General features: G+C 29.0%; 22 protein-coding genes and 1 other RNA gene. 6 read left to right on the top strand and 17 right to left on the bottom strand.

The window, feature by feature from the left end; all coding sequences use genetic code 11:
- Positions 1-275: 275 nt before the first annotated feature.
- Genes mnmA through ACYUE0_RS00305 form a run of 4 tightly spaced genes read right to left on the bottom strand, consistent with a single transcriptional unit; the run spans position 276 to position 3424 of the window.
- A complete protein-coding gene (gene mnmA / locus ACYUE0_RS00320) occupies positions 276-1352 on the bottom strand; it encodes a tRNA 2-thiouridine(34) synthase MnmA (RefSeq protein WP_460269118.1) in 1077 nt (358 codons plus the stop codon).
- An 11-nt stretch (positions 1353-1363) separates the two neighbouring features.
- On the bottom strand, positions 1364-1798 hold the full coding sequence (gene nifU / locus ACYUE0_RS00315) for a Fe-S cluster assembly scaffold protein NifU (protein WP_061996770.1): 435 nt from the start codon (positions 1796-1798) through the stop codon (positions 1364-1366).
- The gene (nifS, locus tag ACYUE0_RS00310) at positions 1798-2988 is read right to left on the bottom strand and encodes a cysteine desulfurase NifS (protein WP_199869171.1); all 1191 of its coding nucleotides are present in this window, start codon (positions 2986-2988) and stop codon (positions 1798-1800) included. Before nifS ends, nifU begins: the two co-directional genes overlap by 1 nt.
- Positions 2981-3424 (bottom strand): RrF2 family transcriptional regulator, encoded by a 444-nt coding sequence (locus tag ACYUE0_RS00305; protein WP_061996766.1) that lies wholly within the window; start codon positions 3422-3424, stop codon positions 2981-2983. The genes nifS and ACYUE0_RS00305 overlap by 8 nt, the downstream gene beginning before the upstream one ends.
- Positions 3425-3740: 316 nt before the next feature.
- Here ACYUE0_RS00305 and ACYUE0_RS00300 point away from each other — a divergent pair, with 316 nt between their 5' ends.
- Together ACYUE0_RS00300 and ACYUE0_RS00295 are read left to right on the top strand one after the other, a co-directional pair.
- Complete coding sequence (locus ACYUE0_RS00300) at positions 3741-5090, top strand: aminotransferase class V-fold PLP-dependent enzyme (protein ID WP_061996764.1); 1350 nt, start codon at positions 3741-3743, stop codon at positions 5088-5090.
- A gap of 196 nt (positions 5091-5286) precedes the next feature.
- The gene (locus tag ACYUE0_RS00295; RefSeq protein ID WP_061996762.1) at positions 5287-5883 is read left to right on the top strand and encodes a zinc dependent phospholipase C family protein; all 597 of its coding nucleotides are present in this window, start codon (positions 5287-5289) and stop codon (positions 5881-5883) included.
- Between the two features lie 110 nt (positions 5884-5993).
- Here the strand turns inward: ACYUE0_RS00295 and ACYUE0_RS00290 are convergent, their stop codons facing one another.
- The 8 genes from ACYUE0_RS00290 to glyA form a co-directional block, all read right to left on the bottom strand.
- Positions 5994-7319, bottom strand: a complete 1326-nt coding sequence (locus ACYUE0_RS00290; protein WP_460269116.1) for a GlmL-related ornithine degradation protein — start codon at positions 7317-7319, stop codon at positions 5994-5996.
- Positions 7320-7538: 219 nt separating this feature from the next.
- Entirely contained in the window at positions 7539-9719 is a 2181-nt protein-coding gene (gene oraE, locus ACYUE0_RS00285) for a D-ornithine 4,5-aminomutase subunit OraE (RefSeq protein ID WP_460269115.1), read from the bottom strand.
- Positions 9713-10081: an ornithine aminomutase subunit alpha gene (locus ACYUE0_RS00280; protein WP_460269114.1), complete on the bottom strand. Its 369-nt coding sequence runs from the start codon at positions 10079-10081 to the stop codon at positions 9713-9715. Before ACYUE0_RS00280 ends, oraE begins: the two co-directional genes overlap by 7 nt.
- 57 nt (positions 10082-10138) lie before the next feature.
- On the bottom strand, positions 10139-11560 hold the full coding sequence (ortB, locus tag ACYUE0_RS00275) for a 2-amino-4-oxopentanoate thiolase subunit OrtB (protein ID WP_460269113.1): 1422 nt from the start codon (positions 11558-11560) through the stop codon (positions 10139-10141).
- Positions 11561-11569: 9 nt separating this feature from the next.
- Positions 11570-11863 carry a 2-amino-4-oxopentanoate thiolase subunit OrtA gene (ortA, locus tag ACYUE0_RS00270; protein WP_061993971.1) on the bottom strand — a complete coding sequence of 98 codons (294 nt, stop codon included), beginning with the start codon at positions 11861-11863 and terminating at the stop codon, positions 11570-11572.
- Positions 11864-11879: 16 nt separating this feature from the next.
- Entirely contained in the window at positions 11880-12926 is a 1047-nt protein-coding gene (gene ord, locus ACYUE0_RS00265) for a 2,4-diaminopentanoate dehydrogenase (protein WP_460269112.1), read from the bottom strand.
- A 332-nt stretch (positions 12927-13258) separates the two neighbouring features.
- On the bottom strand, positions 13259-14620 hold the full coding sequence (locus ACYUE0_RS00260; RefSeq protein WP_061993969.1) for a sigma-54 interaction domain-containing protein: 1362 nt from the start codon (positions 14618-14620) through the stop codon (positions 13259-13261).
- Between the two features lie 12 nt (positions 14621-14632).
- Complete coding sequence (glyA, locus tag ACYUE0_RS00255; RefSeq protein ID WP_010292934.1) at positions 14633-15868, bottom strand: serine hydroxymethyltransferase; 1236 nt, start codon at positions 15866-15868, stop codon at positions 14633-14635.
- Between the two features lie 503 nt (positions 15869-16371).
- On the opposite strand from glyA, the gene ACYUE0_RS00250 reads away from it, so the two are divergent.
- The 4 genes from ACYUE0_RS00250 (at position 16372) to ACYUE0_RS00235 (ending at position 19122) form a co-directional block, all read left to right on the top strand.
- Complete coding sequence (locus ACYUE0_RS00250; RefSeq protein ID WP_199869182.1) at positions 16372-17142, top strand: threonine/serine exporter family protein; 771 nt, start codon at positions 16372-16374, stop codon at positions 17140-17142.
- On the top strand, positions 17142-17609 hold the full coding sequence (locus tag ACYUE0_RS00245) for a threonine/serine exporter family protein (protein ID WP_199869183.1): 468 nt from the start codon (positions 17142-17144) through the stop codon (positions 17607-17609). Before ACYUE0_RS00250 ends, ACYUE0_RS00245 begins: the two co-directional genes overlap by 1 nt.
- A gap of 296 nt (positions 17610-17905) precedes the next feature.
- A complete protein-coding gene (locus ACYUE0_RS00240) occupies positions 17906-18673 on the top strand; it encodes a threonine/serine exporter family protein (protein ID WP_061993966.1) in 768 nt (255 codons plus the stop codon).
- Positions 18673-19122 (top strand): threonine/serine exporter family protein, encoded by a 450-nt coding sequence (locus tag ACYUE0_RS00235; RefSeq protein ID WP_061993965.1) that lies wholly within the window; start codon positions 18673-18675, stop codon positions 19120-19122. Before ACYUE0_RS00240 ends, ACYUE0_RS00235 begins: the two co-directional genes overlap by 1 nt.
- Before the next feature lie 108 nt (positions 19123-19230).
- Here ACYUE0_RS00235 and ACYUE0_RS00230 read toward each other — a convergent pair whose 3' ends face one another.
- From ACYUE0_RS00230 to ACYUE0_RS00210, 5 genes are all read right to left on the bottom strand, one after another.
- Positions 19231-19800: a DUF3867 domain-containing protein gene (locus tag ACYUE0_RS00230; protein WP_061993964.1), complete on the bottom strand. Its 570-nt coding sequence runs from the start codon at positions 19798-19800 to the stop codon at positions 19231-19233.
- Between the two features lie 434 nt (positions 19801-20234).
- Positions 20235-20415: non-coding RNA, 6S RNA (gene ssrS / locus ACYUE0_RS00225), on the bottom strand.
- Positions 20416-20554: 139 nt separating this feature from the next.
- The gene (gene aspS / locus ACYUE0_RS00220) at positions 20555-22345 is read right to left on the bottom strand and encodes an aspartate--tRNA ligase (protein ID WP_460269110.1); all 1791 of its coding nucleotides are present in this window, start codon (positions 22343-22345) and stop codon (positions 20555-20557) included.
- A gap of 253 nt (positions 22346-22598) precedes the next feature.
- Positions 22599-23852 carry a histidine--tRNA ligase gene (gene hisS / locus ACYUE0_RS00215; protein ID WP_460269109.1) on the bottom strand — a complete coding sequence of 418 codons (1254 nt, stop codon included), beginning with the start codon at positions 23850-23852 and terminating at the stop codon, positions 22599-22601.
- Positions 23853-23864: 12 nt separating this feature from the next.
- The gene (locus tag ACYUE0_RS00210) at positions 23865-25313 is read right to left on the bottom strand and encodes a coproporphyrinogen III oxidase (RefSeq protein WP_460269108.1); all 1449 of its coding nucleotides are present in this window, start codon (positions 25311-25313) and stop codon (positions 23865-23867) included.
- Positions 25314-25327 lie beyond the last annotated feature (14 nt).

Here is a 25327-nt window from a genome sequence, read left to right as displayed (position 1 = left end):
TAATTTATTATATTATTTATTATAACATTAAAAACAATTTAATTGGTAAAATTTTTAGAAAATACACTTCGCTTTATCTTTACATATTTTAACAGTATTGTGTTCTTTATTTATTAATTGCAACTATTTTACTATCAAGGATATGTACATTATCTTTTATAACCCCTATATATTTTTCCCTAATTTAATATTTCATTCATTTTTTGCTCCTTTAGATTTTACTTATAATTATGATATAATAAAAAACCTCCATTTTCATGAAGGCTTTTATATGCTTATAGTACTGTTTCTATTACACCGCCACCAACAACATAATTTCCATCATAAAATACTACTGATTGACCTTTTGTTATTGCTCTTTGGTTTTCTTCAAATACTAATTTTACTTTATTAACTCCAACTTGGCTTAATTTAGCTTTAGCCGGTTTTGCTGAATATCTAACCTTAGCTGTAACTTCAATTTCCCCATCAACTTCATCAAATGATATTAAATTAACATCTTTAGCTATCAACGTATTTCTAAATATATCCTGTTCATCGCCTAATACTACTTGATTTTTTTCTGGAATAATATCAATTACAAAAACTGGTTTTCCAAGCGCTATACCTAGTCCTTTTCTTTGACCTATAGTATAGTAAACTATTCCTTTGTGGTCACCTAAAACTTTACCGCTTTTATCCACAAATTTTCCTGGTTTTACTTTTCTACCACTTTTCTTTTCTATATAATTTCCATGGTTATTGTCTGGTATAAAACATATTTCTTGAGAATCTTTTTTTCTAAACACTTCAAGTCCAATTTTCTCTGCAATTTCTCTTATCTCAGTCTTAGCATATTGTCCACAAGGCATTAAAGTATGCTTTAATTGTTCTTGTGTTAGATTATATAATGCATAAGTTTGATCTTTCCTATCATCTTCAGATTTTCTTAAAAGATATCTTCCATCCTTTTTCTCTATAGATGCATAATGACCTGTAGCAACATAATCTGCCCCTATAGATATAGCTTTTCTTAAAAGCTCCTCAAATTTTATATGTTTATTACACATTATACATGGATTGGGAGTTCTCCCATTAAAATACTCATCTACGAAATTGTCTATTACATAGTTCTTAAATGGTTGCTTAAAGTTCATAACATAAAAAGGAATATCTAATTTATCTGCAACCCTTCTAGCATCCAACACTGCTGAAAGCGAACAGCATCCACCTTCATTTTCTGCATAATCTGGATCATCTGGTGATAATTTCATCATTATTCCTATAACGTCGTACCCCTGCTCTTTTAATAAATATGCTGCAACTGAGCTATCTACGCCTCCACTCATTCCTATGACAACTTTTTTTTTCATTATATATTCACCTATTCTCCATGAACTACATCATGTAATGCGTCATGATCTGTCTCTTTAAAATCCCATGGCTCTAAACCTTGTTTAATTCTATAATCATTTATTGCTTTGTGAATTGCTTCTTCTGCAAGTACTGAACAGTGCATTTTTATAGGTGGAAGTCCATCTAATGCTTCCGCTACAGCTTTATTAGAAAGCTCCCATGCATCGTCTACTGATTTTCCTTTTATAAGTTCTGTAGCCATGCTTGATGAAGCTATTGCAGATCCACAACCAAAAGTTTTGAATTTTGCATCAACAACTATATTATCTTCTATCTTAAGATAAACTCTCATTATATCTCCACATTTAGCGTTTCCAACTTCTCCTACGCCACTAGCATTTTCTATTTCTCCTACATTTCTTGGATTAGTAAAATGATCCATTACTTTTTCACTGTATATCATTATTTTTCATCTCCTTTTACAAACTCATCATATAGTGGTGACATATCTCTTAATCTTTGTACTATTGCTGGAACTTTTTCTAAAACGTAAACTACATCTTCTTCTGTTGTTCCATCACCTATGCTTAATCTTAATGAACCGTGTGCTATTTCATGTGGAAGTCCTATAGCTAATAATACATGCGATGGATCTAATGATCCTGATGTACAAGCACTACCACTTGATGCGCATATTCCCATAGCGTCAAGCATTAAAAGTATAGATTCTCCTTCTATAAATTTAAAGCAAACATTAACATTTCCTGGCAATCTTTTTTCTCCAGTTGGTCCATTTAGTTTTGTATAAGGTATTTCAAGTAAACCGTTTATTAATTTATCTCTTAACTCAACTAATCTTCTATTATGTGTATCTAGATTATCACTAGCAAGTTCTATTGCTTTTCCAAGTCCTACTATTCCTGCTACATTTTCTGTTCCTGCACGTCTAGCTTTTTCTTGTCCGCCACCATGTACTAGATTATGAATTTTTATTCCTTTTTTTATATACAGTGCACCTACGCCTTTAGGTCCATATATCTTATGTCCTGCTAATGATAACATATCTATATTCATATCCTTAACATCAATAGCTACATTTCCTACTGCTTGCACTGCATCTGTGTGAAAGAATACTTTCTTTTCCTTACATATAGCGCCTATTTCTTTTATTGGTTGAATAGCACCTATCTCATTATTTCCAAACATAATGCTTACTAATATAGTTTTATCAGTTATTGCATTTTTTAAATCTTCAAGGCTTATTATACCTTCTTCATTTACATCTAAATATGTAATTTCAAATCCATGATATTTCTCTAAATACTCACAAGTGTGTAGTATTGCATGATGTTCTATTTTAGTAGTTATTATGTGGTTTCCTTTTTCTTTATGCGCAAAAGCTATTCCCTTTAAAGCCCAGTTATCCGCTTCTGATCCGCCACCTGTAAAGTATATTTCACTTCTATCTGCATTAAGTGCTTTAGCAACTCTATCTCTTGCTATATCTATTGCTTTTTTTGTTTCTCTTGATATAGAGTATATTGAAGATGGATTTCCAAAGTATTGATTAAAATAAGGAATCATCTCTTCTAAAACTTCTGGTTTAGTGTAAGTAGTAGCTGCATAATCCATATAAACAACTTTTTTATTCATTTTGAACTGTCACTCCTTTAATAGTTAAAATATTTTTATAATCATCTACTATGTCTTGAAGAGTTATAGATGTTGTAACACTATCTATACTCTCTTTTATTTTTTTCCACACTATTCTTGTTGCACAACAATCAATATTGTCACAACAATCACTGTCTAAGCAGGTTGATATTTCTATTGGACCTTCTAAAACTTCTAATATATCATAAATTGTTATTTTTTGTGGAGATTTAGCTAAAACATATCCTCCAGCTGCACCCCTTATACTTTTTATAAGTCCTGATTTTCTTAGTGTAGAAAAGAGCTGTTCTAAATAATATTCTGAAATATTTTGTCTTTGAGAAATAACTTTTATAGAAACAGGATCTTTTCCGTAATTAATGGCTAAGTCAACCATAGCCTTAACTCCGTATCGTCCTTTTGTTGATAATTTCATTTTATCACTCCTTAATGTTGAGTGTTTTACTACACTTTGATAATACCAAATCAGAGTAATACTGTCAACAATAATTTTATTATATTTTCTATAAAAATTTTAAATATTTATAGTTAATTTGTTAGTGTTTTTAATAATTAATTAATACATAGTTTTTTTATAAACATAGAAACTTAAATTTTTTCAATAGGTTAATTAGACTTTTATTAATGTTTTCCCAATGTTTATATCATTTATATGTACCATTTACAAAAAAATTTAATATTATATTTATATAGGTAGTCTCTTTTAAGCTACCTAATTTTGGAGGTGTTTTATGAGTAATAACTATAGCCCTTACAGAGATTTAGTAGTTGGTGTTAACTCAAATATACCTCTATTAAATGGTAAATTAGTAAAATATATAAACTTTGATAATGCAGCAACTACACCACCTCTAAAAAGGGTAATAAATGATATAATTACCTTTTGTCCTCAATATTCATCAATACATCGTGGAAATGGTTATAAATCTCAGCTTTCCACTATATTGTATGAAGAAAATCGACGAGCTATAGGAAATTTTTTTAACTATGACGAAGAATATATGGATGTAATTTTTGTAAAAAATTGCACAGAATCTATAAATAAATTGGCATATATTTTAATGGATTATAAACCTGAAAAAGATGTTATACTATCATCTGTAATGGAACATCATTCTAACGATTTACCTTGGCGTAAATGGTATACCATAGACTATATTGATATAGATAGTAATGGAAATTTATTAATAGATGATTTAGAAAAAAAATTAAATTTATATGAAGGTAGGGTTAAACTTGTTACAGTAACTGGAGCTTCAAATATAACTGGGCATAAAACACCAATTTATAAAATAGCACAACTTGCTCATAGCTATGATGCAAAAATTTTAGTTGATTGTGCACAATTAGCTCCACACGCACCTATAGATTTAAAACCATTTGATGATTTAAATCATATAGATTTCATTGCATTTTCAGGTCATAAATTCTATGCTCCATTTGGCTGTGGTGCACTTTTAGGCCCTAAAGATATATTTGAAAACTGTAATCCAGATCACGTTGGTGGCGGAACTATAGATTTTGTTATGCATGATTATGTTAAATGGGCTAATTCTCCAGATAGGCATGAAGCAGGAACACCAAATGTGATAGGTGCATTAGCTATGGTTTCTGCACTAGATGAATTTTCTAAATTAGGAATGAAAAACATTGAAAGTTACGAAAAGCATTTAACAAAATATGCTACTGTAAATATGATTTCTATACCTAATTTAATAATTTATGGAGATTATTTAAATTTTAACCATAAAGTTAGTATAATCCCTTTTAATATAGAAGGAATTCATCATAATATAGTTGCTAAAGCTCTTTCTTTAGAATTTGGAATTGCAATAAGAAGTGGCTGTTTCTGCGCTCAACCTTATATGCAAAGACTTTTGCAAATTTCTCCTGAACAAAGCAGAAGTTTTATTCCCTTACCTAAAGAAACCTATCCTGGAACACTTCGTGTAAGTTTTGGAATATATAATACTATAGAAGAAATAAATGTTTTATTATATGCACTTGAAAAAATTGCTTTAAATAGAACTTATTATATATCTAAGTATTCCAATATAGATAGCTCTATTTTAATTAAATAATTATAAAAAAGGACTGTTTTAAATTAACTAATTTGAAACAGTCTGTTACAAAAATTAAATTACCATTTTTTAATAGTGCTTTTTTGCGTCAATAATATATAATTTTAATTGTAGTGGATAAAATAAATATTATTGGTGTTTTAACTTAACATTTAGAATACACAATTATACTTAAGAAATCAAAGAGGTAATTTATATGAATATTATTGCACATTTGACAATTGGTCATAAAATACAACCTATATTAGAAGATCGCCTTGATATTATTATTAAACCTGTTTCATTTTTATATGGTAATATACGACCTGATGTAAAAAAAAGGGACATGAAATATCATGTGAACCATCATTGTGTAACTCATCTTAACACTTTAGTTAATAGTCTATATTCTAATATAGACAATGGAATAACTTATAGTAACTTTATGATAGAACTAGGTAGTATTTGCCACTTTATATGTGATTATTTTTGTTATCCTCATAATGAGCACTATGACGGAAGTCGTCCTGACCATCATATATATGAGCAAAACCAAGTATTTTTTATAAACAAAAATATAAATAGCATTTTAAATAATTTAGTACTAGAACCCTATGAACTATTTAATTGTCCAAAAGATATTTTAGCTGAAATATTTTCCATTCATGATGAGTATTTAAATGATACTACATTAAGCAACCATGAAAAAGATGTAACATACGCCTTAAGAGCATGTCTTTTAACTACTGAAAGTCTATTTAGAGTGTATTTAGCCCGTTATAGACAAAAGAAGATGTTATTTAAAAATGCATAGAAAATAAGCTATGAAAGTTTAATACTCATTAAATTTTCATAGCTTATTAATATTATTAACCTATTTATCTATTTATCTATTAATAAAGAATTTAAATATTAAATAAGACCTTATTCTAAACTTGCTCTTAAAAGTACTGATGCAAGTTCACTATCTTCTCTTGATAAAACCCCAGCAAGTGCCATTATATAAAATTTATCCAACAAAACTATGGCATCTTCTTTAGGATGCATCGTTAAATCACTTCCAATATATTTTATCATATTCAAAGATTCTTTTCCCTTTGGTAACCTAGTAAGAGCTCCTCCCGTTCCAATTATATATTTCACCTTTGATAAATCTTTTCCATAAGCTAAAAAATTTTTTCCACTACCATAAGATCTTTTTATTACACCAATATGTCTTTTAATTGCCAACTCAACAGCTTTTTTACATAAAGCACTACTCCATTTTTTTTCTTCTTCTGAATCTGGTATAGGTTTTATATTGTTTTGTATCTGTACATCTGTTAATCCTTGTTTTTCATCTTTACTTAAATTTGAAATTAAATTTACGCTATTTATATAAACTCCTAAATCTCCTTCAACAGTTCTTTTGGCCTTAGGCTCTGGTATTACTAGCATATCTAATATTTCTTTAGATCCTTCCGTCACTGAATGAACATCTGTCGTTGCTCCCCCTACATCTATAACAACTAAATCACCTATATTTTCATATAAAAGTTTTGTAGCTTCCATTACAGCCCCTGGTGTGGTCATTATTGCACCATCTACCATTTTTCTTATCTGTTCCATACCTGGTGCTTTAACAATATTTCTTTCAAATACTTCCTGTATAATTTTTCTTGCAGGTTCTACATTAATCTCATCTACCCTAGGATAAACATTATCTATTATATATAACTCATCACCTTCAAATATTCCCTTTACTTCTTCTACATTAGCTGTATTTCCACAATATACTATAGGTATATTTAAATTTTCATTTTTTATTATTTCTGAATTATATAGCGCTGTATCCCTTTCACCATAATCTGTTCCACCTGCAATCATAATAAGATTTGGACTAATTTCCTTTATTTTTTTTATATCGCTTTTTCTTAGTTTTCCAGCTGTGACCATTTTTATTATTCCGCCTGCGCCTAGAGCTGCTTCTCTAGCCGCTTTTACTGTCATATCTTCCACAAGACCATGAACTGTTATTTTTAATCCTCCAGCGGCGCTACTTGTTGCTAACATTTTTTTATATTGAATACTTTCTCCTATAGCATTTTCTATGTCTTTAATGGCATTTTTAAGACCTATAGTTACATCTCCATCAAGCACTGTTGTAAACGCCTTACCTTGTCCCACAATTTCACAACCATTAGTAAAACTTAGTGCTGTAACTAATGTTGTAGTGCTACCTATTTCAGCTACCAAGTAATCTACCTTCATTATTTATTTTCACCCCCTTATTATTTTTAATTTCACTTATGTTTTATTATAGGGAAACAAGCTCCAATTTAAATTTATTCAACACCCTTAAAATATTTTTACACAAGATGTAGTGTTGAATTCTAAGTGATTCGGAGCATGTCTCACTATTTTAGGTATCCAAGTTTTGGAATGAATAACTTTAAGAGTCAACTTGGAATCCTAAATTAATACACTTAATTATTCTTCATTTTTTTTCATAAGAGTTTCAATTATAAATGATGCTACATCATTACCATGAGTTCCTCTTCCAAATCCACCATCCATACCATTTGCTACAGCTATTTCATTAGTTACTTGTGTCCCCCCTGAAACTAATATAAATTTATCCCTAACACCTTTTTCCACACAAAGATCATGTATTTTTTTCATATTCTTAGTGTGTACATCATTATGAGTTATTATCGTACTAGCTACTATAGCCTGAGCTTTTGTTTCTATAGCTGCATCTATTAACTTTTCTACTGGACAAGATGTTCCTAAATAAACACACTCTATCCCATATCTTTCTATTCCACCATGTTTTATATCTATAATTTCTCTTAATCCAACAGAATGTTCATCTTCTCCTACAGTAGCCGCAACTATCTTTATAGGATTTTCTTTAACATATTCTCTCATCAAATCATCACTTAAAAGTTCCTTTTTCTCTGGAACTTTTAATTCGTCTTTTTTAACTGCAAAATTAACTCTCCCTTTAATTTCTACTAAAGTTCCCTCTGCATCTTGCATAATTTGTTTATGAATAACTTCAACATCTATTAAATTCATATTTTTACCCATTTCAAGGGCTGCTGCTTCTGCAGTACGTTCTTCTTCAGGTATAAAAATAGTAGCGGATACATATCCATCTTTTTTCCATTCTACCTCTGGAATTATAGTTCCATCCTCTTTAACTTTTTCCATTCTTCTATAAACATTATCTTCCTCATCTAACTCATCAATATATTGGATTTTTCCATGTTTACATAAAGTACATCCATCTATAGATTCACATGGTTTTTTATATTTTTCTGGTATATTATTATAACCAAAGTGACCACAAACTGGAGCAAAATAGTCTTCATCTCTTTCTACTACTGTACCAACTCCTATACCACCATCTATCTTTCTTGAAATTCCATCACTGTTTCTTGCTGGATATTCTCCTGAGTCAACGAAAAATCCTTTTTCTACTGCTTCAAAATATCCTCCATTTTCTAATATTTCTTCTAAGAAAAGCACTGCTCTTTCCTTGAGTTCTCTAACTTTTTCTCCTAAATAACCATCTTTTTTAAGCTCAACTAAATCCATTAAACCATCCATACCTATTAATGCCTGTTTTGCAGTATTGACAGCATGTATATTATTATAATGCCAAGGTACATTTCTACCTTCATCAGGTGTTATAGTACTTTGAATATCAACTGATGTAAGTTTTGAAATCAAAAGATTTAATGTATGAGTTACTGTAGCTTCCCTAGTGCACGAATCCATGTATTTTGTATTCATTTGAGCTCTCATTTTATAATTTCTAAACAATTCTCTAAGTGCTACTGCATAAGGCAAATCATATCTTAGACAAGGTGCTGGAGGTGCTGTTGGCGGTACTGTTGAAAGAGCTATATTTTCACTTTTCATTCCTATAAGTTCAGAAAATTTTGAATTTATAGCATGTTGTACCATAAGCTCTGGCATTACATTATATCCTTTCATAGCTGTTGCATTAGCATTATGTGCTCCATCTATTTGAAGGGTACCTGCCCATGCCATAAGTTTTTTTGCAACTGCAGCATCTACAAAAGAACGTACCATATTTATATTTCTATATAATACATTGTATTGTGGATCTTGGTGTGCACCATTTACTCCTTCCTCCGCAAACATAACTGCAATATCTGGTCCTGCTACACCTGAAACATATGAGTGAAAATTAATAGGTCTTCCTACTTCTTCTTCTATTAAATCTAAAGCTTTTCTTGTAGCTCTAACTTCTTTTCTTGTAATTGGAACTCCACCTATACCTTCTGGTGTTCCTTCTATCAATCCATCATAATGACTTTGCCCTGCTGTTCTTATAACCATTATATGATCCGCACCATGCCAAGCAGCCATTCTCATTCTTCTTATATCATCTTCAAATCTCCCAGAAGCTATTTCCGATGTAATTATAGGTATCGGTTGAGGATCTATATTGTTAAAACTTCTAGATGATGGAAGACTTCTACTGTTTTCTAAAGGCTTACTAATTTCCTTATAAGTAAATTCACCAATAGGTTCATCATGTTCTTCTCTCCAATGCCAACCTCTTCTCTTAGGTGTATATTTATCTAAATCTTTTAATATTTCTTCCACATTGATTTTTTTATCCTTTTCTAACAATTTTTATCCCCCCTAAACATTTCAACAGCTTCACTCCAACCATTACCCTCTGCCAAAATTCTACCTGCTTCTATATACCCTATATCCTTTTTATTTGCATATTTTAAAACTACATTTCCAATACCCTTTTGCAATAAATTTAATTTATTGCCTTCTGCTACTATTTTTCCAGCTTCTATACTAGAAAATCCCATTCTCAAAAGAACAGACCTTTCAATTGATGGTGAGGTATTTTTGTATGATAAATCCACAAGTGGTTTTACTATTTCCTCTGTTAAGCTCCAAAATTTTTCGTAAAGCTCTTCATCACTTAAATTTTGCAAATGCTTTCTTCTTAATTGAAAATCATCTTCTCTTTTCATTGTCCATCCCCCCATTTTAATAAAAATTAAGCTTAAATACTATTATGAATTATTAGTTTATTTCACATATACCTTAAATTCTTTAAGAATATCTAACAAATCCAGTTTTGACAATTTAGTCTCTTCACATAAAAAGTCTAAATCTATCATGGCTATAGTTTTATCCTGTAAGTTTTTAACACTATTTTTTATAAGAGACTTTCTATAACGATTTAAATCTTTTTCTGATATAGATATTTTAGATGGATTTTCTGGAAGAATAATATTCTTACCTGGAATTTCTTCTTTAGGATTACCAACTATAATATCTATTCCATTTTCTTTTGCAAAGGTTAATTGTGGTAAGATATGCTTTCCAGCACCAGTATATTCTGTTTCCTGAACAACTAGAATATCATCATCTTCCATCTCTTGAGCTATTACAAATGCCGCTGCTAATGACGTATTTCCTGCTGGTCCTCTTTCTAAACCTTCTATTTTTGATAATAATTCAGTAACATAAAAAACCTCTCCTTGACTCAAGGTAACATATCTATCTAAATACCTTAATGGTCTAGCAGCACTTCTTGGTACATCACTTCTATCTGGCCACACCATAAATGGTATTCCAAAACCAGTATGTCCAGTAGTAAAAGATTTTCTATTAAAATCAGTATCACTTGCCATATGAAGTCCTTCCAAATCAACAGAAGCTCCTATGACTTTAGTATCAACTGCACCTGCCTTTATAAGCCCTCTTGCTGTACCAGTGACATTACCACCACCAGCATGTGTTGAAATAACAGCTACAGGATCTTTACCAAACCTTTCTCTACACTCAGTAGCTATTTCATAACCTAAAGTTTCAATTCCTGCTACTCCATAAGATGAATATAATGAAGCATTATAAAACCCTGTTTCCTCTAAGACTTCTAAGAATGTATAAAATAATTCTGGTCCTGCTGTAAGTTGTATAACTTCAGCACCTAAACAATCACATTTTCTTCCTTTTTCTATTATTTCAGGTTGTCCTACCTTCTTTGAATCATAACATTCCTGAACTATTATAGATTTCAGTCCTTGCATAGATGCTTGAGAAGCAACTGCTGCACCATAATTTCCAGATGTTGCTGATACAACGCCCTTATACCCTCTTATTTTTGCATCATAAACAGATACGGATGCTCTTCTATCTTTAAAACTTCCTGATGGATTACAACTTTCATCTTTTATAAAAATTCTAGCCGCTTTTCCCGTCTTAGATACTTTACGTGCTAAATTAGTTATATTTTTCAATTCTAATAAAGGTGTATTTCCTACTCCTACTCTGCTCTGAATCTTCATTACTTCTCCTAATGAATATCCTATATCTCTCATCATTCCTTCATAATCAAAGGCAATTTTTCCAATTTCATACTTTGAAAAATCTATACCTACTGATTTAATCATTATTTCATTCTTTCTAGACATTAGCTCTTCATATTTGTTCAAAATTTTCACCTCCTAAAACTAATTTTCAAATAAAATTTCTTTAGCTTGCTTTCCTATATAGTCAATTTCACTTATATGTTTACCAAAACTATGATTATAGTTAGGATTTTCTTCAACTAATACACCTCGTATCTTTCTTCCTATAATAGTTTCAATTTCAACTTCCTCCCCAATATTGCAATCCATAAGAACATGTCCTCTTACCCACATTTTCAGTGGAGTCGATTTTGTATCTTCCGGTATATTTTTAGCTCTATCCTCACTAGATAATACTATCTTTGATATTTCAACATAACTTCCTTTTTTTATCATATTTCTCCTCCTTAATTTATTTTAAATAATAATTTAATTGATCTACAAAATTATTCTCTATAACATGAGGGATTTGCATATCTATCATCGTTTTTAAACCACTCTTACTTGCTAAAACCTGTGGAATCATATTAATTGTAATAGCTGCTGTTCCTATATTACCTGGAGTCTCCGGTGTTATATGAAGATGTAAATTCCCCTCTCCATAAATATCTATATAATCACCAGTTTCAAAACCTTCACATTGAGGATATATTTGCTGTGTATGCTCTAAAACTATTATTTTTTTATTATTTTTATAAGCTATAGCTAAATGGTTACACCCTGCAACCATTCCTGGGTGTACTATAACGGTGTCTGTTTCTCTATAAGTATTTGATATAATAGGTTCTTTACTTTCAACTATCTCATCATATTTTAGTCCTAATGTATTAGCTATCATAGGTATGGATTGAGCAAAACCTATATGTCCCTTTATAGTCCCTATTTCTGTGCCTTTTTCAAATTCCTGAATTGTAGTACCTACCCCTTGACTTTTTATAATTGTTCTTCCAAGTTTTGATAAATCACTAACTCTACTGGCTCTTATTGATTTTATATTTTTACAAGAAGCAGTGAGCATTATAATAAGAGAATCTAGTATAAATCCTGGGTTAATACCTGTGCCAAGTATTGTAACATTATTTATTTTTGCCAAATTATCAATTTGTTTAGATATATTTGGTTCTATTGAATAAGGATATGTCATCTCTTCAGCAATTGTTATGCAATTTATTTTATTTTCTATTATCAGTTCTATTTCTGGAAATATAGATTTTACAAATGAATCAATAGATAATACAACAATATCTGCCTTTACACTTCTAATTATTTCTATAGGATTATCACTAATAACAACATCACTATTACCATAATTTAAATATTCGCTCAATTTTAACCCAACTTTTAATTTATCCTTATCTATAGCTCCTACTATTTCTAAACCCACCTTATCTAATGTCATTTTTACCATTTCACTGCCTATAACCCCTAATCCCCAGAAAATTATTTTTATGCTTTCCATGCTCATTCCCCCAATTAATGGAAATATAATTTTTAGCTATTTTATATTTAAATGTTTATATTTAAATTAATGTAAATTATTATAATCTACTAAATTATTAAAGCAATTTCAATGCCATATTTAATAGTAATATATGTTAGTTTTTCTATTAAAATCTCTATTTTGTTTTAACAAACTTTAAACTTTCTTTGAATAATGACCATTTTTTTGCACTAAATGCAAATTTTTTTCACTTATTAAAGATTAAAATACCATTTTTTATTAAGCAAACATAAAAAAACTAGAATAAATGCAAAAATATATGCACTCATTCTAGTTCATAAACATATTTACTAATTTATAGAATATTTTTTTAGTTTATATTGAAGATTTTGCCTAGATATCTTAAGTTCTTTTGCTGTCCTAGTGATATTTCTTCCATTTTTCGAAAAAATTCTTTCTATAATTTCTTTCTCCAAGTTATCTAAATAATCACTAATTGAAATATTTCCTTCCCAAAAACAAAGTTTTTCACTTTTATTGTTAAATATAGCTTTATTTTCAAAGTATTCCTTACTTAATATTTCACCTTCATCTATCATATTCATTGCTGCTTCTATGACATTTTTAAGTTCTCTTATATTTCCATGCCATTCATAATTTAAAAAATCTTCTATAACCTTTTCGTCTATTAACTTAATATTTTTATTCAAAATATTATTATAATAATCCAAAAAGTAAATAGCTATTTTTTCAATATCCTCTTTACGTTCTCTTAGTGGCGGTATGTTAATTCTTATAACACTTAACCTATAGTAAAAATCTTTTCTAAGTTTACCACTATCAATAAGTTTTTCAGGCTCCTCATTTAATGTTGCTATGATTCTAACGTCTATATCTACTATTTTGTTACTCCCTATTGGTCTTATATATCCATCTTGAAGAACTCTTAAAAGTTTAGATTGAAGATAAGGTTCCATAGAATTAACTTCATCTAAAAGTATTGTTCCTCCATTAGCTTCTTCAAATAAGCCTTTTTTATTTTCCGCTCCAGTAAAACTTCCTTTTACAGTTCCAAACAACATAGCTTCTAATAGAGCACTAGGTATAGCCGCACAGTTTATAGGAATAAATGGCTTGTCTTTTCTAGCTCCACCATAATGTATACTTTGAGCAAAAACCTCTTTACCAGTTCCAGTTTCTCCATATATTAAAACCGATGAACTACTCAAACTAGCCCTTAAAGATTTATTTACTTCATTTTTAAGAATTAAATTATCTCCTATTATATCTTTAAATTCATAATGATTTCTTTTAGCTTTTTTATTATTTTTCTCTAAATCACATAATTTTTCATTTAAACTTTTTATTTGAGTCATATCTTTTGCAATCTCTATAGCTGCTATAACCTTATCATTCGCAATTACTGGAACTGTTGTATTTATAGATGTTATTTTTCTGCCTTCTTTATTAAAATAATTCTGTAATACATCCTTATATTCTTTTTTCTCTTTAAGTGCTTTCATAAGTGTAGAGCCATTTTCCATTGCTTTTAAGTATTCATAAACTTTTTTACCTAATACTTCTTCTTTTTTCAAGCCTTCTATTTTTTCCATTGCACAATTATAATAAATAGTTTTCCCCTTATTATCTACAATGTGTATTCCCTCGTTAATATTGTTTATTAAATACTGTAAAATATGCTCACTTTTCATTTTAACTCACCACTACATATATAATGGATGTTTATTACAAAGTATAGCTACTCTTTCTTTTATTCCTTCTAAATCTTTTCCTCTATTTTCTACTACATCATTTATTAAAGAAGCTATTTCTTTCATATCTTCTTCCTTAAATCCCCTTGTTGTTACTGCTGCAGTACCAACTCTTATTCCACTTGTTATAAATGGACTTTTTGTTTCAAATGGTATAGTGTTTTTATTTACTGTAATTCTTACCTCATCTAACATAGCTTCTAATTCTTTACCTGTTAAATCCTTACTTGTTAAATCCACAAGCATAACATGGTTATCTGTACCACCAGAAACTATTCTAAATCCATAGTTTTCAAGTTCTTCACCTAAAACTTTTGCATTTTTTACAACTTGGTCTATATATGTTTTAAAATCATCTTCCATTGCTTCTTTAAAACAAACAGCTTTTGCTGCTATACAATGCATTAAAGGTCCACCTTGCATTCCTGGGAATATAGATTTATCTAATTTTTTAGCAAATTCTTCTTTACAAAGTACAGCTCCACCTCTTGGTCCTCTTAAAGTTTTATGAGTTGTAGTTGTTACAAAATCTGCATATGGAACTGGTGATGGATGATGTCCTGTAGCAACTAATCCTGCTATATGAGCCATATCTACCATAAAATATGCTCCTATTTCATCAGCTATTTCTCTAAACTTTTTAAAATCTATAACTCTTGAATAAGCACTTGCCCCAGCAACTATTAATTTTGGCTTATATTCTAATGCTTTTGCTCTAACATCTTCATAATCTATAGTTTCTGTTTCCTTATCTACACCATAAGATACAAATTTATATAATTTTCCTGAAAAATTAACTGGACTACCATGGGTCAAATGCCCACCATGACTTAAATCCATTCCAAGTACTGTATCTCCTGGATTTAAAACTGTTAAATATACAGCCATATTCGCTTGAGAACCTGAATGTGGTTGAACATTTGCATGATCTGCATTAAATAATTTTGTCATTCTATCTCTTGCTAAATCTTCTACCTTATCTACAGCAAAGCATCCACCATAATATCTTTTTCCTGGATAACCTTCTGCATATTTATTAGTTAGTACTGAACCTAATGCTCTTATAACTCCTTCTGATACAAAGTTTTCTGATGCAATTAGTTCAATATGATCTTCTTGACGTTGTGTTTCCTCATTAATAAATTCTAGTAACTCTTTGTCATTAAGTTGTAAATTATTTAAATTCATTCTTTTGCCCCCCTAAATATATTGAATATTAAATTTTTAATTATGCAAAATAATAATGTTTTTAAAATCTTATTAATTTTAGCATTATTTTATTAACATTGTAACAAATTCTTCTATATTTCACAAACTTTAAATTTAAATTTTTTTTTATAATTTACATACAAATTTAAATAAATTATGTAATCGATATAATTAATAATTCATTTAAAAAATACATAGTTTATTACATATTTTATTTTTAAATATACAATAAATATTAATCTATATTTTTCCAAATGAAAACGAATACCATTCTATTTTTTTACATTTATTAAAATATTATTCAATTTTTTAGTAAAAATATGGAATCCCAAAAAACTTGTTAAAAAATTATTAATAAATTTTAAATTTAAAATTAACAGAAAAATAAATTTTAATTCTTAAATATTTTCATATCCTATTGAATTTTGCAAATTTTTATATATAATTGAATAAGCATAATTTTTTCATCGAAAGGAGTAGCCATGTATACTGATAATATTATTCATATAGCAGCAGATGCTGGTAAAATAATGCTTGAAAATGGTGGCGAGACTTATAGAGTTGAACAGACTATTTCTATGATATGTCAAGCTTTTGGATTTAAAGATGTAGAGAACTTTGTTACTCCAACAGTTATAGTTCTTTCTATAACAAATAAAAATTCTGAAACTATAACTACGGTTAGGCGTTTAAAAAATAGAACAGTAAATCTTAAAAAAGTTGCCCTTATAAATGATTTGTCTAGAAATCTCTATACGAATACTTTATCTATGGATGATATAAGAAAAGAATTACATTACATAAATAATATCCCTGCATATAGTTCCGACGCAAGTTTAATAAGTTCTACTCTTACAGCAGGATTCTTTACATTACTATTTGGAGGAAATTTAAAAGACTTCTTTATTTCTTGCTTTATTGGACTTCTCATAACTTTTATAGCAAGGCTTTTTGATAAATATGAAGTAAATAATTTTTTTAGTAATGTTTGTGGTGGGTTAATCTCTTCTTCTATTGCAGTTATTATAAATCATATTAATCCATCTTTTAATGTAGATACTATAATAATAGGTTCTATAATGCTCTTGGTTCCTGGATTAGTTATTACTAATGCTATTCGCGATACTTTATCTGGAGATTTACTTTCTGGTATTTCTCGTTCTGTAGAAGCTTTAATAATAGCTGCTAGCATAGCAATCGGAACTGCAATTGGATTTAAAGTCTGGATATTTATCTTAGGAGGTACATTATAGTGAAAGTATTGATATTAGCCTTTATATATGCATTTATAAGTTCTTTAGGATTTGGAATATTATTTAATGTTAGAGGTAAAGATTTATTTTTTGCCTCTCTCGGTGGCGGTCTGTCGTGGTTTGTGTATAAATTAGCTATTCTAAATGGACTTTCAGATGTATTAGCTTTGTTTTTAGGAACATTAATGGTTAGTATTGTTGCTGAAATATGTGCTCGTGTGTTTAAAAATCCAGTAACTGTATACCTTATTTGTGGATTAATTCCTCTTGTTCCCGGAAGTGGAATGTATTATACAACCTTTGAGGCTGTTAAAGGAAATTATTCAGCCGCTCTTACAAAAGGTATACAAACTTTGTTTAATGCTGGTTCAATTTCTGTATCAGTTATGTTTGTTTCTACATTAAGTAGACTTTTAACAAAAATAATTTTAAAATCCAAATTTAAAAAAGCGGAGAGTCAGCGGTAATCTTTATTAATAAACTAAATAACTTCTTATACCAACATATTTGGAGAATATATAATTGAATTTCTTCAAAATGTTGGTTTTTTTATTAAAAATTCAAAAAAATGAAGGATTTTGAAGTTCGCATTTTTTATATACTATATTTTTTTAACTACTATAAAATTTTAATAATACAATATATACAAAATATATTGTATTATTAAAATTTTGCAATTTTTTTATATCCTATTGAACTTTCTTTATATTTCTAGCTATAATTATGAGGAGCATTGTTAAATTTATAATAGAAAGGAGCATAAATGGATACTGATAATATTATTCACATAGCTGCAGATGCTGGTAAGCTGATGCTTGAAAATGGTGGAGAAACTTATAGAGTTGAACAAACAATTTCCACAATATGCAAAACATTTGAAATACATAACGTAAACAGTTTTATAACACCAACAACTATTGTAATTTCTATTAACAATAATGGTGAAACTGTTTCTACTGTGAGAAGATTAACAGGAACAACAGTGAATTTAAAAAAGGTTTCATTAGTGGCTGATTTATCAGAGCGAATATCTAATAAATCTATTCCAACAAGTGAAATTAAAAGAGAATTAAGATACATATCTACCCTTCCGCCTTATAGTGATGATACTGTTTTAATAAGCTCAATGTTTGCTGCAGGATTCTTCGCATTACTATTTGGAGGTGCTTTCAGAGATTTTTTCATTTCTTTTTTTATAGGAATGTTAATTACATTAAACGGTAGAATTTTCAAAAAATATAATGTTAACAGTTTTTTTGCAAATGTATGTGGAGGATTTACAGCTTCTTCAATTGCTGTTATTGCACATCATTTTAATCCGAACTTTAACATCGATAAAATAATTATAGGAGCTATAATGCTTCTTGTCCCTGGACTTTTAGTTACTAATGCTATTAGGGATACTCTTAATGGAGATTTAATTTCAGGTATCTCTAGGGCTGTCGAAGCTTTAATTATAGCAGTAAGCATTGCTATAGGAACTGCAATTGGATTCAAGTTATTCATATTTATTTTAGGAGGTACTCTATAATGCCTCAATTATTATTAGATTTTATATATGCATTTATGAGCACAGTATGTTTTGGTGTTATATTTAATATCAGAGAAAAGCATTTATTCTTTACTGCTTTTGGTGGCGCATTGTCTTGGGTAGTGTATAAATATTTATTATTTTTAGGCTACTCAGCTGTAGTTTCCATGTTTTTTGGTACAATAGCTGTAAGTATGGTATCAGAAATTTGTGCAAAAATTTTTAACAAACCAGTGACCTTGTACTTAATTTGCGGATTAATTCCTTTAGTTCCTGGAAGTGGAATGTATTATACTACTTTCGAAACTGTAAAAGGAAATTATGCGCTATCTTTAATCAAAGGATTAGACACATTATCTTACGCTGGTTCAATAGCTGTAGCTGTAATTCTTACCTCTACAGTAGCAAATCTTTTAACTAGTATATTTTCAAAAAAACGCACTTATTAAATTTTTTAATATAAAAACGTCCCCAACTTACAAATTGGGGACGTCCATAAATTTGAACATATGCTCAAATTTCAAGCCTTTAAAGATAGATTTTGTTATATTTTGGTTTTAATATTCATACTCTTTCGCATTTTCACATATAGAGATTTTAAGTACTTTTCCTTCTAACAATTTTTTATAGGAGCACAAAAACTCATTTAACTCTATATCTTGAATATCTATTTTATTAGAGCTTCTTAATATAACATTTTCTTGTTCTAATAAAATATCTAAATCATTAATATCATTAGTTATTTTATATATCATAACAGCAGAACTTTGGGTTTTACCTTGATATTTTTCTTGAAAACTAATAGTTTTTCTTAAATTTTCATATTCTTCGGTTATATTTCCAAGACCCATAGAATTTAAATCAACACCAAAATCTTTCATTTGATTTTGTAAATCCTCAGTATCAAATCCATACCTCTCCATAAGTTTCTTTTGGATATTCATTAATTTTTCATTAGATATAGAATTTTTATCCATATATTCTTTTAAACTCTTTGTAAAATCACTTATATTCATTTTTCCTTGTGACATTGAATAATACAACTCATATATATAATTTTCAAATTTATCGATATCTTTATCACTTGCTTTAGTTTTTAACTCATTAAAATTAATTATATCACTCATATACTTGTTAACTAATTATTTAAACTAGTTAGTCCTCCTTTTTTATACTTATATGTATTGTAACATGATATTAAGCCTCACAGCCGTAAAAATCCATTATGTTTCAGCTATATTAAAATATATAATAAATTTTTTAACCATTATAAAACTTAAATACCAAATCACCATTTACATTCTATTATGGTTAGTAGAATGCTCCATTCTAATTTTGAACTTATTTCATTTCAAACATAATGCACTACATTACCTCTTATTAGCTTGTAGCTTCACAAAACACTCTTAGCCAACCTAATATAGTATTAATAATTTTCATGTCAAAAATACGTTGTTTTAGCTAACCCCTAGCAATAAACTATTCTTAAATTTTCATATAACGAACGCTTTTTATTTAGTATAAAAAAAAGGTTACATAAATGCAACCTTTAATTCTTTAAATTAACCCCACTATGCCGTCTCCAAGGCGTATTTGAACCCGTGCTACCACGGGTGGAATCCTCCTTTATTTTTCTGGTACTTAAGCCGTACTCAAGTCAACACTCCAAATAAAGAGCAGTGATTCCTATTGTTAAAATGTTGGCTCAATATAGGCCTTTTCCACGCACACAGTAGGAAAATTAATTCAACTTATAATTCTATTATATACTAACAGTAATATTTTTTCAAATATTTATTAATACTTTTTAACAAAGTTTATTATACTTTTATTTTGTCCATAATTTTGAAATATATGCTCAACATATAATTTCTTTTAATATTAATTTTCTTCTTTTTTTACATCAGTTTTAATACATAATTCTTGCAATTGTTTATCATCAACAAGATTTGGAGCCTCACTCATTGGACAATACGCATTTTGATTTTTAGGGAATGCTATAACATCTTTTATGTTATCTGTTCCAGCTAAGAACATAACCATTCTATCAAAACCATATGCAAGTCCGCCATGTGGAGGTGGTCCATATTTGAATGCTTCTAATAAAAATCCAAATCTCTCCCATGCACTTTCTTTACTAAATCCTAAAAGTTCAAACATTTTTTGTTGAAGTTTAGTATCATGAATTCTTATACTACCTCCACCAAGCTCTTCTCCATTTAAAACTATATCATATGCTTTAGCTCTAACACTTAAAGGATCTACCTCTAAAAGTTCTAAATCTTCATCCATAGGACATGTGAACGGATGATGTAATGCTACATGTCTTTTTTCTTCTTCATCATATTCTAATAATGGGAACTCTGTTATCCACACAAAATTAAATTCATTATTATCTTTTAATATTTCAAGCTGTTTTGCAATCTCTAATCTTAATGCTCCTAATGATTGTAATACTATATTATCTACATCTGCAACTATTAATACTAAATCTCCAACTTTAGCTCCTGCAGCATTTAATAAATTTTGCATTTCTTCTTCACTAAAGAATTTAGCTATTGGTGATTTAATTTCTTCTTCTTTACATGCTATCCATGCTAATCCTTTTGCTTTATATGTTTTAACAAATTCTCCAAGTTTATCTATTTTTTTTCTTCCCATATCTGAAGCACCTTCTACTGTTAAGGCTCTTACAGAACCACCATTTGCTATTGCATTTTTAAATACTGCAAACTCACTACCTTTGACAGCATCTGTGATATTCTTAATTTCCATACCAAATCTTAAATCAGGTTTATCAGAACCGTATTTTTCCATAGCTTCCTTAAATGGCATTCTTTTTATTGGAAGTTGTACATCTATTCCTTTTATTTCTTTAAATACTTTTTTAATCAGTCCTTCATTTAATGCTATTACATCATCAACTTCTACAAATGACATCTCTAAGTCTATTTGTGTAAATTCAGGTTGTCTATTTGCTCTTAAATCTTCGTCTCTAAAACATTTTACTATTTGATAGTACTTATCAAAACCTGAAACCATAAGCAATTGCTTAAATATTTGTGGTGATTGTGGTAATGCATAAAACATTCCAGGATAATTCCTACTAGGAACCAAATAATCTCTAGCTCCTTCTGGAGTACTCTTAGTTAACATAGGTGTTTCCATCTCTAAGAAACCATTTTCATCTAAATAATCCCTTACAATTTTATTTGCTTTATTTCTTATCATAAAGATATTTTGCATATCTGGTCTTCTTAAATCTAAATATCTATATTTTAATCTTATATTTTCTGCTGCATCTAAATTTTCCTTTATATATATTGGAGGAGTTTCTGATTCAGATAATATTTTTATACTTTCTCCCTTTAACTCTACCATTCCAGTTGGAATATTATTGTTTGGAGATTCTCTTCTTACCATTTCACCAGTTACAGCTATACAATACTCTGATTTAGCCAAATCAGCTTTTTCAAAAGCCTCTTTATTTATTTCCTCTCCAAACATTACTTGTAGTATGCCAGTTCTATCTCTTAAATCTATAAAAACTAGACCACCTAAGTTTCTTTTTCTTTGGACCCATCCCATTACAGTAACCTTTTGAGAAACATGTTCCTCTCTAAGTTCACCGCACATCATGGTTCTTTTAAGCCCATTTAATGCTTCTCCCATATTTGTACCTCCTAAAAATTACTTATCCTTTATGTATAGATATACAAAAAATTATTAAATATTTATAACATAAATTTTATTCCGATTGTAGCAATAGTAGCTACAACTTCATTATATGGGTTTCACATCTAAAGTAAAATCTGTTTAGATATGAAACCCAATTAAAACAAAAACTTAAAATTATATTAGTTTTATAGTACTCAAAATCTTCAAATTATAAATTAAGAAGTAGTTTTTCATTCCTATAGTAAAACTAATTATTTTTAATTACATCTGATATTTCATCTATACTATCTAAACTAAGTTCGAATTGATTTCCATCATCCATTCTTTTTAGTTTGAATATTCTATTATTTATTTCTTCTTCCCCTAAAACTGCTGTAAAACTTGCTCCCATTTTATTAGCAAACTTCATCTGAGCTTTAACACTTCTTCCAATATGATCACAATCAGCTTTTATTCCTAAGTGTCTTAAGGCATTAACAAGTTTAACAGCTTCTATCTTAGAACTTTCACCCATTGATACAATATAAGCATCAATGTAATTTGGCTTCGGTATTTCTATACCTTTTTCTTCAAGAGTTAATAATAATCTCTCCATTCCCATACCGAAACCTACAGCAGGTATATCTTGACCACCAATTTCTTTAATTAAGCCATCATATCTACCACCGCCACAAAGGGTGAATCCATTATCCATAACTTCGAATATAGTTTTAGTATAATAGTCTAGGCCTCTAACAACCATCGGATCTATAACATAGCTAATTCCTATAGCCTCTAAATATGTTTTTAAATTTTCAAAGTGATTTTTACAATCATCACATACATAATCTAGTGTTATAGGCGCATCTTTTACAATTTCTTTACATGCTTCAACTTTACAGTCTAATATTCTTAATGGATTCTTTTCTAACCTACTATGGCAAGTTGGACATAATCCTTCTTTTTTTAACTCTAAATATTCTTTTAATGCATTATTATATTTTTGTCTACAATTTGGACATCCTAAATTATTTATATGAAGCTCTAATCCTTCTATTCCAAAGTGTTTATAAACATCCATAATTATACTTATTATTTCAGCATCTACGGAAGCCTGTTGCGAACCAAAAACTTCAACACCAAATTGATGATGTTGTCTTAATCTACCTTTTTGCATTTTTTCATATCTAAATGCTGGTGTAAAATAATATAACTTTGTTGGTTGCGCATCTGCATAAAGTGCATTTTCAACAAATGCTCTAACAGCCGGTGCTGTGCCTTCAGGTTTTAATGTTATACTTCTTCCACCTTTGTCTTCAAAAGTATACATTTCCTTTTGCACTATATCTGTTGTTTCACCAACACCTCTTTTAAACAAATCTGTACTTTCAAACATTGGAGTTCTTACTTCTAAACAACCGTATTTAGCAGCTATATCTCTCATTAAGTTTTCTACATAATGCCACTTATACACCTCTGATGGTAATATATCCTTAGTTCCTTTCGGCGCTTTAAAGTTCATGAAATTCCTCCTTTATACTCCATAAAGAGATTCTAATAAATTTATTTTCTTTTCTATCATCTCATCTATTCTTTTTATATATTCTCTTACATCTTTTACATTTCCAAAACGTTCAATTCTATTATCATTTAGAAAAACAACTTTTGAAACAGCATCTGCTCCTAATGCTACAATTGTTTGTTTTTCTTCTATCATCTGTATATTATATATGCCTTCTTTATCATTTTTTGAATACCCTATATTCTCCATATTTCCTACCATATTTTTTTGTCTATACATATAATATGGATTCATATCAAGTTCCTTTGATAATTCAACAGTCTTTGCATACATATCATTAAGCTCATCTTGGCTAGGTATTTCAAACTTCTTATTATTTATTAAATTCTCATAAAGTTTAGATGCTCTTTTAATAGACATACCGTGCACTGTCAAACTTTGAGGATTTAACCTTTTAATAGCTTCACAAGTTTTATTTATATTGTTTAAATTTTCTCCTGGAAGCCCTACTATTATATCCATATTTATATTGTCAAAGCCTAATTCACAAGCTAAATTGAACTTTTCAACTACAGATTCAACGTTATGATTTCTTCCTATAAGTTTTAGTGTTGAATCATTCATTGTTTGAGGGTTTATGCTTATTCTTTGAACTTTATATTTTTGCATCGTTAAAAGCTTTTCTTTTGTAATGCTATCTGGTCTACCACATTCAACGGTAAACTCTTTTATATTTTTATTCTCTATAAAAGAACTATATATATGTCCCATTATATACTCAAACTCTTCATTATTTACAGCAGTTGGAGTACCCCCTCCAAAATAAACGCACTCTATTTTAAGCTCTTTTTTTGTTATATACAAACTTAGTTCTGATATTTCTTTATGTAATGCTTCTAAATAAGGTTTAACTATATTTTTACAACTTGATATTGGATTCGAAGTAAATGAACAGTATGCACATCTAGTTGGACAAAATGGCATTCCTATATAAACACTAATAGTTTTTTCATCCTTGTTTATTATATTTCTTTCCCATTTCGCAACATCTATGCAAAGTTGAGACTTTTCTTTAGATGTAAAATATCTATCATCAAATTCTTTTATAATATCATCTTCGCTAACACCTTTTTCCAAAAGTTCTATAGCCTTTTTAGATGGTCTTATCCCAACTAAAGTTCCCCAAACTAAATCCTTGTTAGTTAAATCAGTTAGAAAAGCAAAAACTGCTTTTCTAACTTCTTCTTTAATTTTATAATTATCATTTATAGTATAATTTTTAATAATATCTTCATGTTTTATAGATATCTTTTCTTGAAAAATATCTATTTTTATGTGTTCTTTTTCATCAACAAATTCTATATCACCTAAAGTATAAAACAAATTTATTATTTGAAAAATATCATATCTAAATTGTAAATTATTTAAATTAACTCTTATTTCTGTATCCTTGTTATACAATTTTTATCAAGTCC

The organism is Clostridium sp. CTA-19, assembly GCF_054767855.1.
The sequence above is the reverse complement of the archived record's forward strand: the minus strand, read 5'-3'. Positions and strand labels throughout refer to the sequence as shown.

Coding starts and splice junctions, on each gene's coding strand:
- ACYUE0_RS00240 (WP_061993966.1), top strand. CDS start 17,906: ATGGATACTGATAATATTATTCACATAGCTGCAGATGCTGGTAAGCTG.
- ACYUE0_RS00295 (WP_061996762.1), top strand. CDS start 5,287: ATGAATATTATTGCACATTTGACAATTGGTCATAAAATACAACCTATA.
- hisS (WP_460269109.1), bottom strand. CDS start 23,852: ATGAACTTTAAAGCGCCGAAAGGAACTAAGGATATATTACCATCAGAG.
- ACYUE0_RS00300 (WP_061996764.1), top strand. CDS start 3,741: ATGAGTAATAACTATAGCCCTTACAGAGATTTAGTAGTTGGTGTTAAC.
- ACYUE0_RS00280 (WP_460269114.1), bottom strand. CDS start 10,081: ATGAAAAGAGAAGATGATTTTCAATTAAGAAGAAAGCATTTGCAAAAT.
- ACYUE0_RS00290 (WP_460269116.1), bottom strand. CDS start 7,319: ATGAAGGTAGATTACTTGGTAGCTGAAATAGGTAGCACTACAACATTA.
- ortA (WP_061993971.1), bottom strand. CDS start 11,863: ATGATAAAAAAAGGAAGTTATGTTGAAATATCAAAGATAGTATTATCT.
- ord (WP_460269112.1), bottom strand. CDS start 12,926: ATGGAAAGCATAAAAATAATTTTCTGGGGATTAGGGGTTATAGGCAGT.
- aspS (WP_460269110.1), bottom strand. CDS start 22,345: ATGGGAGAAGCATTAAATGGGCTTAAAAGAACCATGATGTGCGGTGAA.
- nifU (WP_061996770.1), bottom strand. CDS start 1,798: ATGATATACAGTGAAAAAGTAATGGATCATTTTACTAATCCAAGAAAT.
- ACYUE0_RS00260 (WP_061993969.1), bottom strand. CDS start 14,620: ATGAAAAGTGAGCATATTTTACAGTATTTAATAAACAATATTAACGAG.
- ACYUE0_RS00230 (WP_061993964.1), bottom strand. CDS start 19,800: ATGAGTGATATAATTAATTTTAATGAGTTAAAAACTAAAGCAAGTGAT.
- glyA (WP_010292934.1), bottom strand. CDS start 15,868: ATGAATTTAAATAATTTACAACTTAATGACAAAGAGTTACTAGAATTT.
- ACYUE0_RS00250 (WP_199869182.1), top strand. CDS start 16,372: ATGTATACTGATAATATTATTCATATAGCAGCAGATGCTGGTAAAATA.
- ACYUE0_RS00235 (WP_061993965.1), top strand. CDS start 18,673: ATGCCTCAATTATTATTAGATTTTATATATGCATTTATGAGCACAGTA.
- nifS (WP_199869171.1), bottom strand. CDS start 2,988: ATGAATAAAAAAGTTGTTTATATGGATTATGCAGCTACTACTTACACT.
- ACYUE0_RS00305 (WP_061996766.1), bottom strand. CDS start 3,424: ATGAAATTATCAACAAAAGGACGATACGGAGTTAAGGCTATGGTTGAC.
- mnmA (WP_460269118.1), bottom strand. CDS start 1,352: ATGAAAAAAAAAGTTGTCATAGGAATGAGTGGAGGCGTAGATAGCTCA.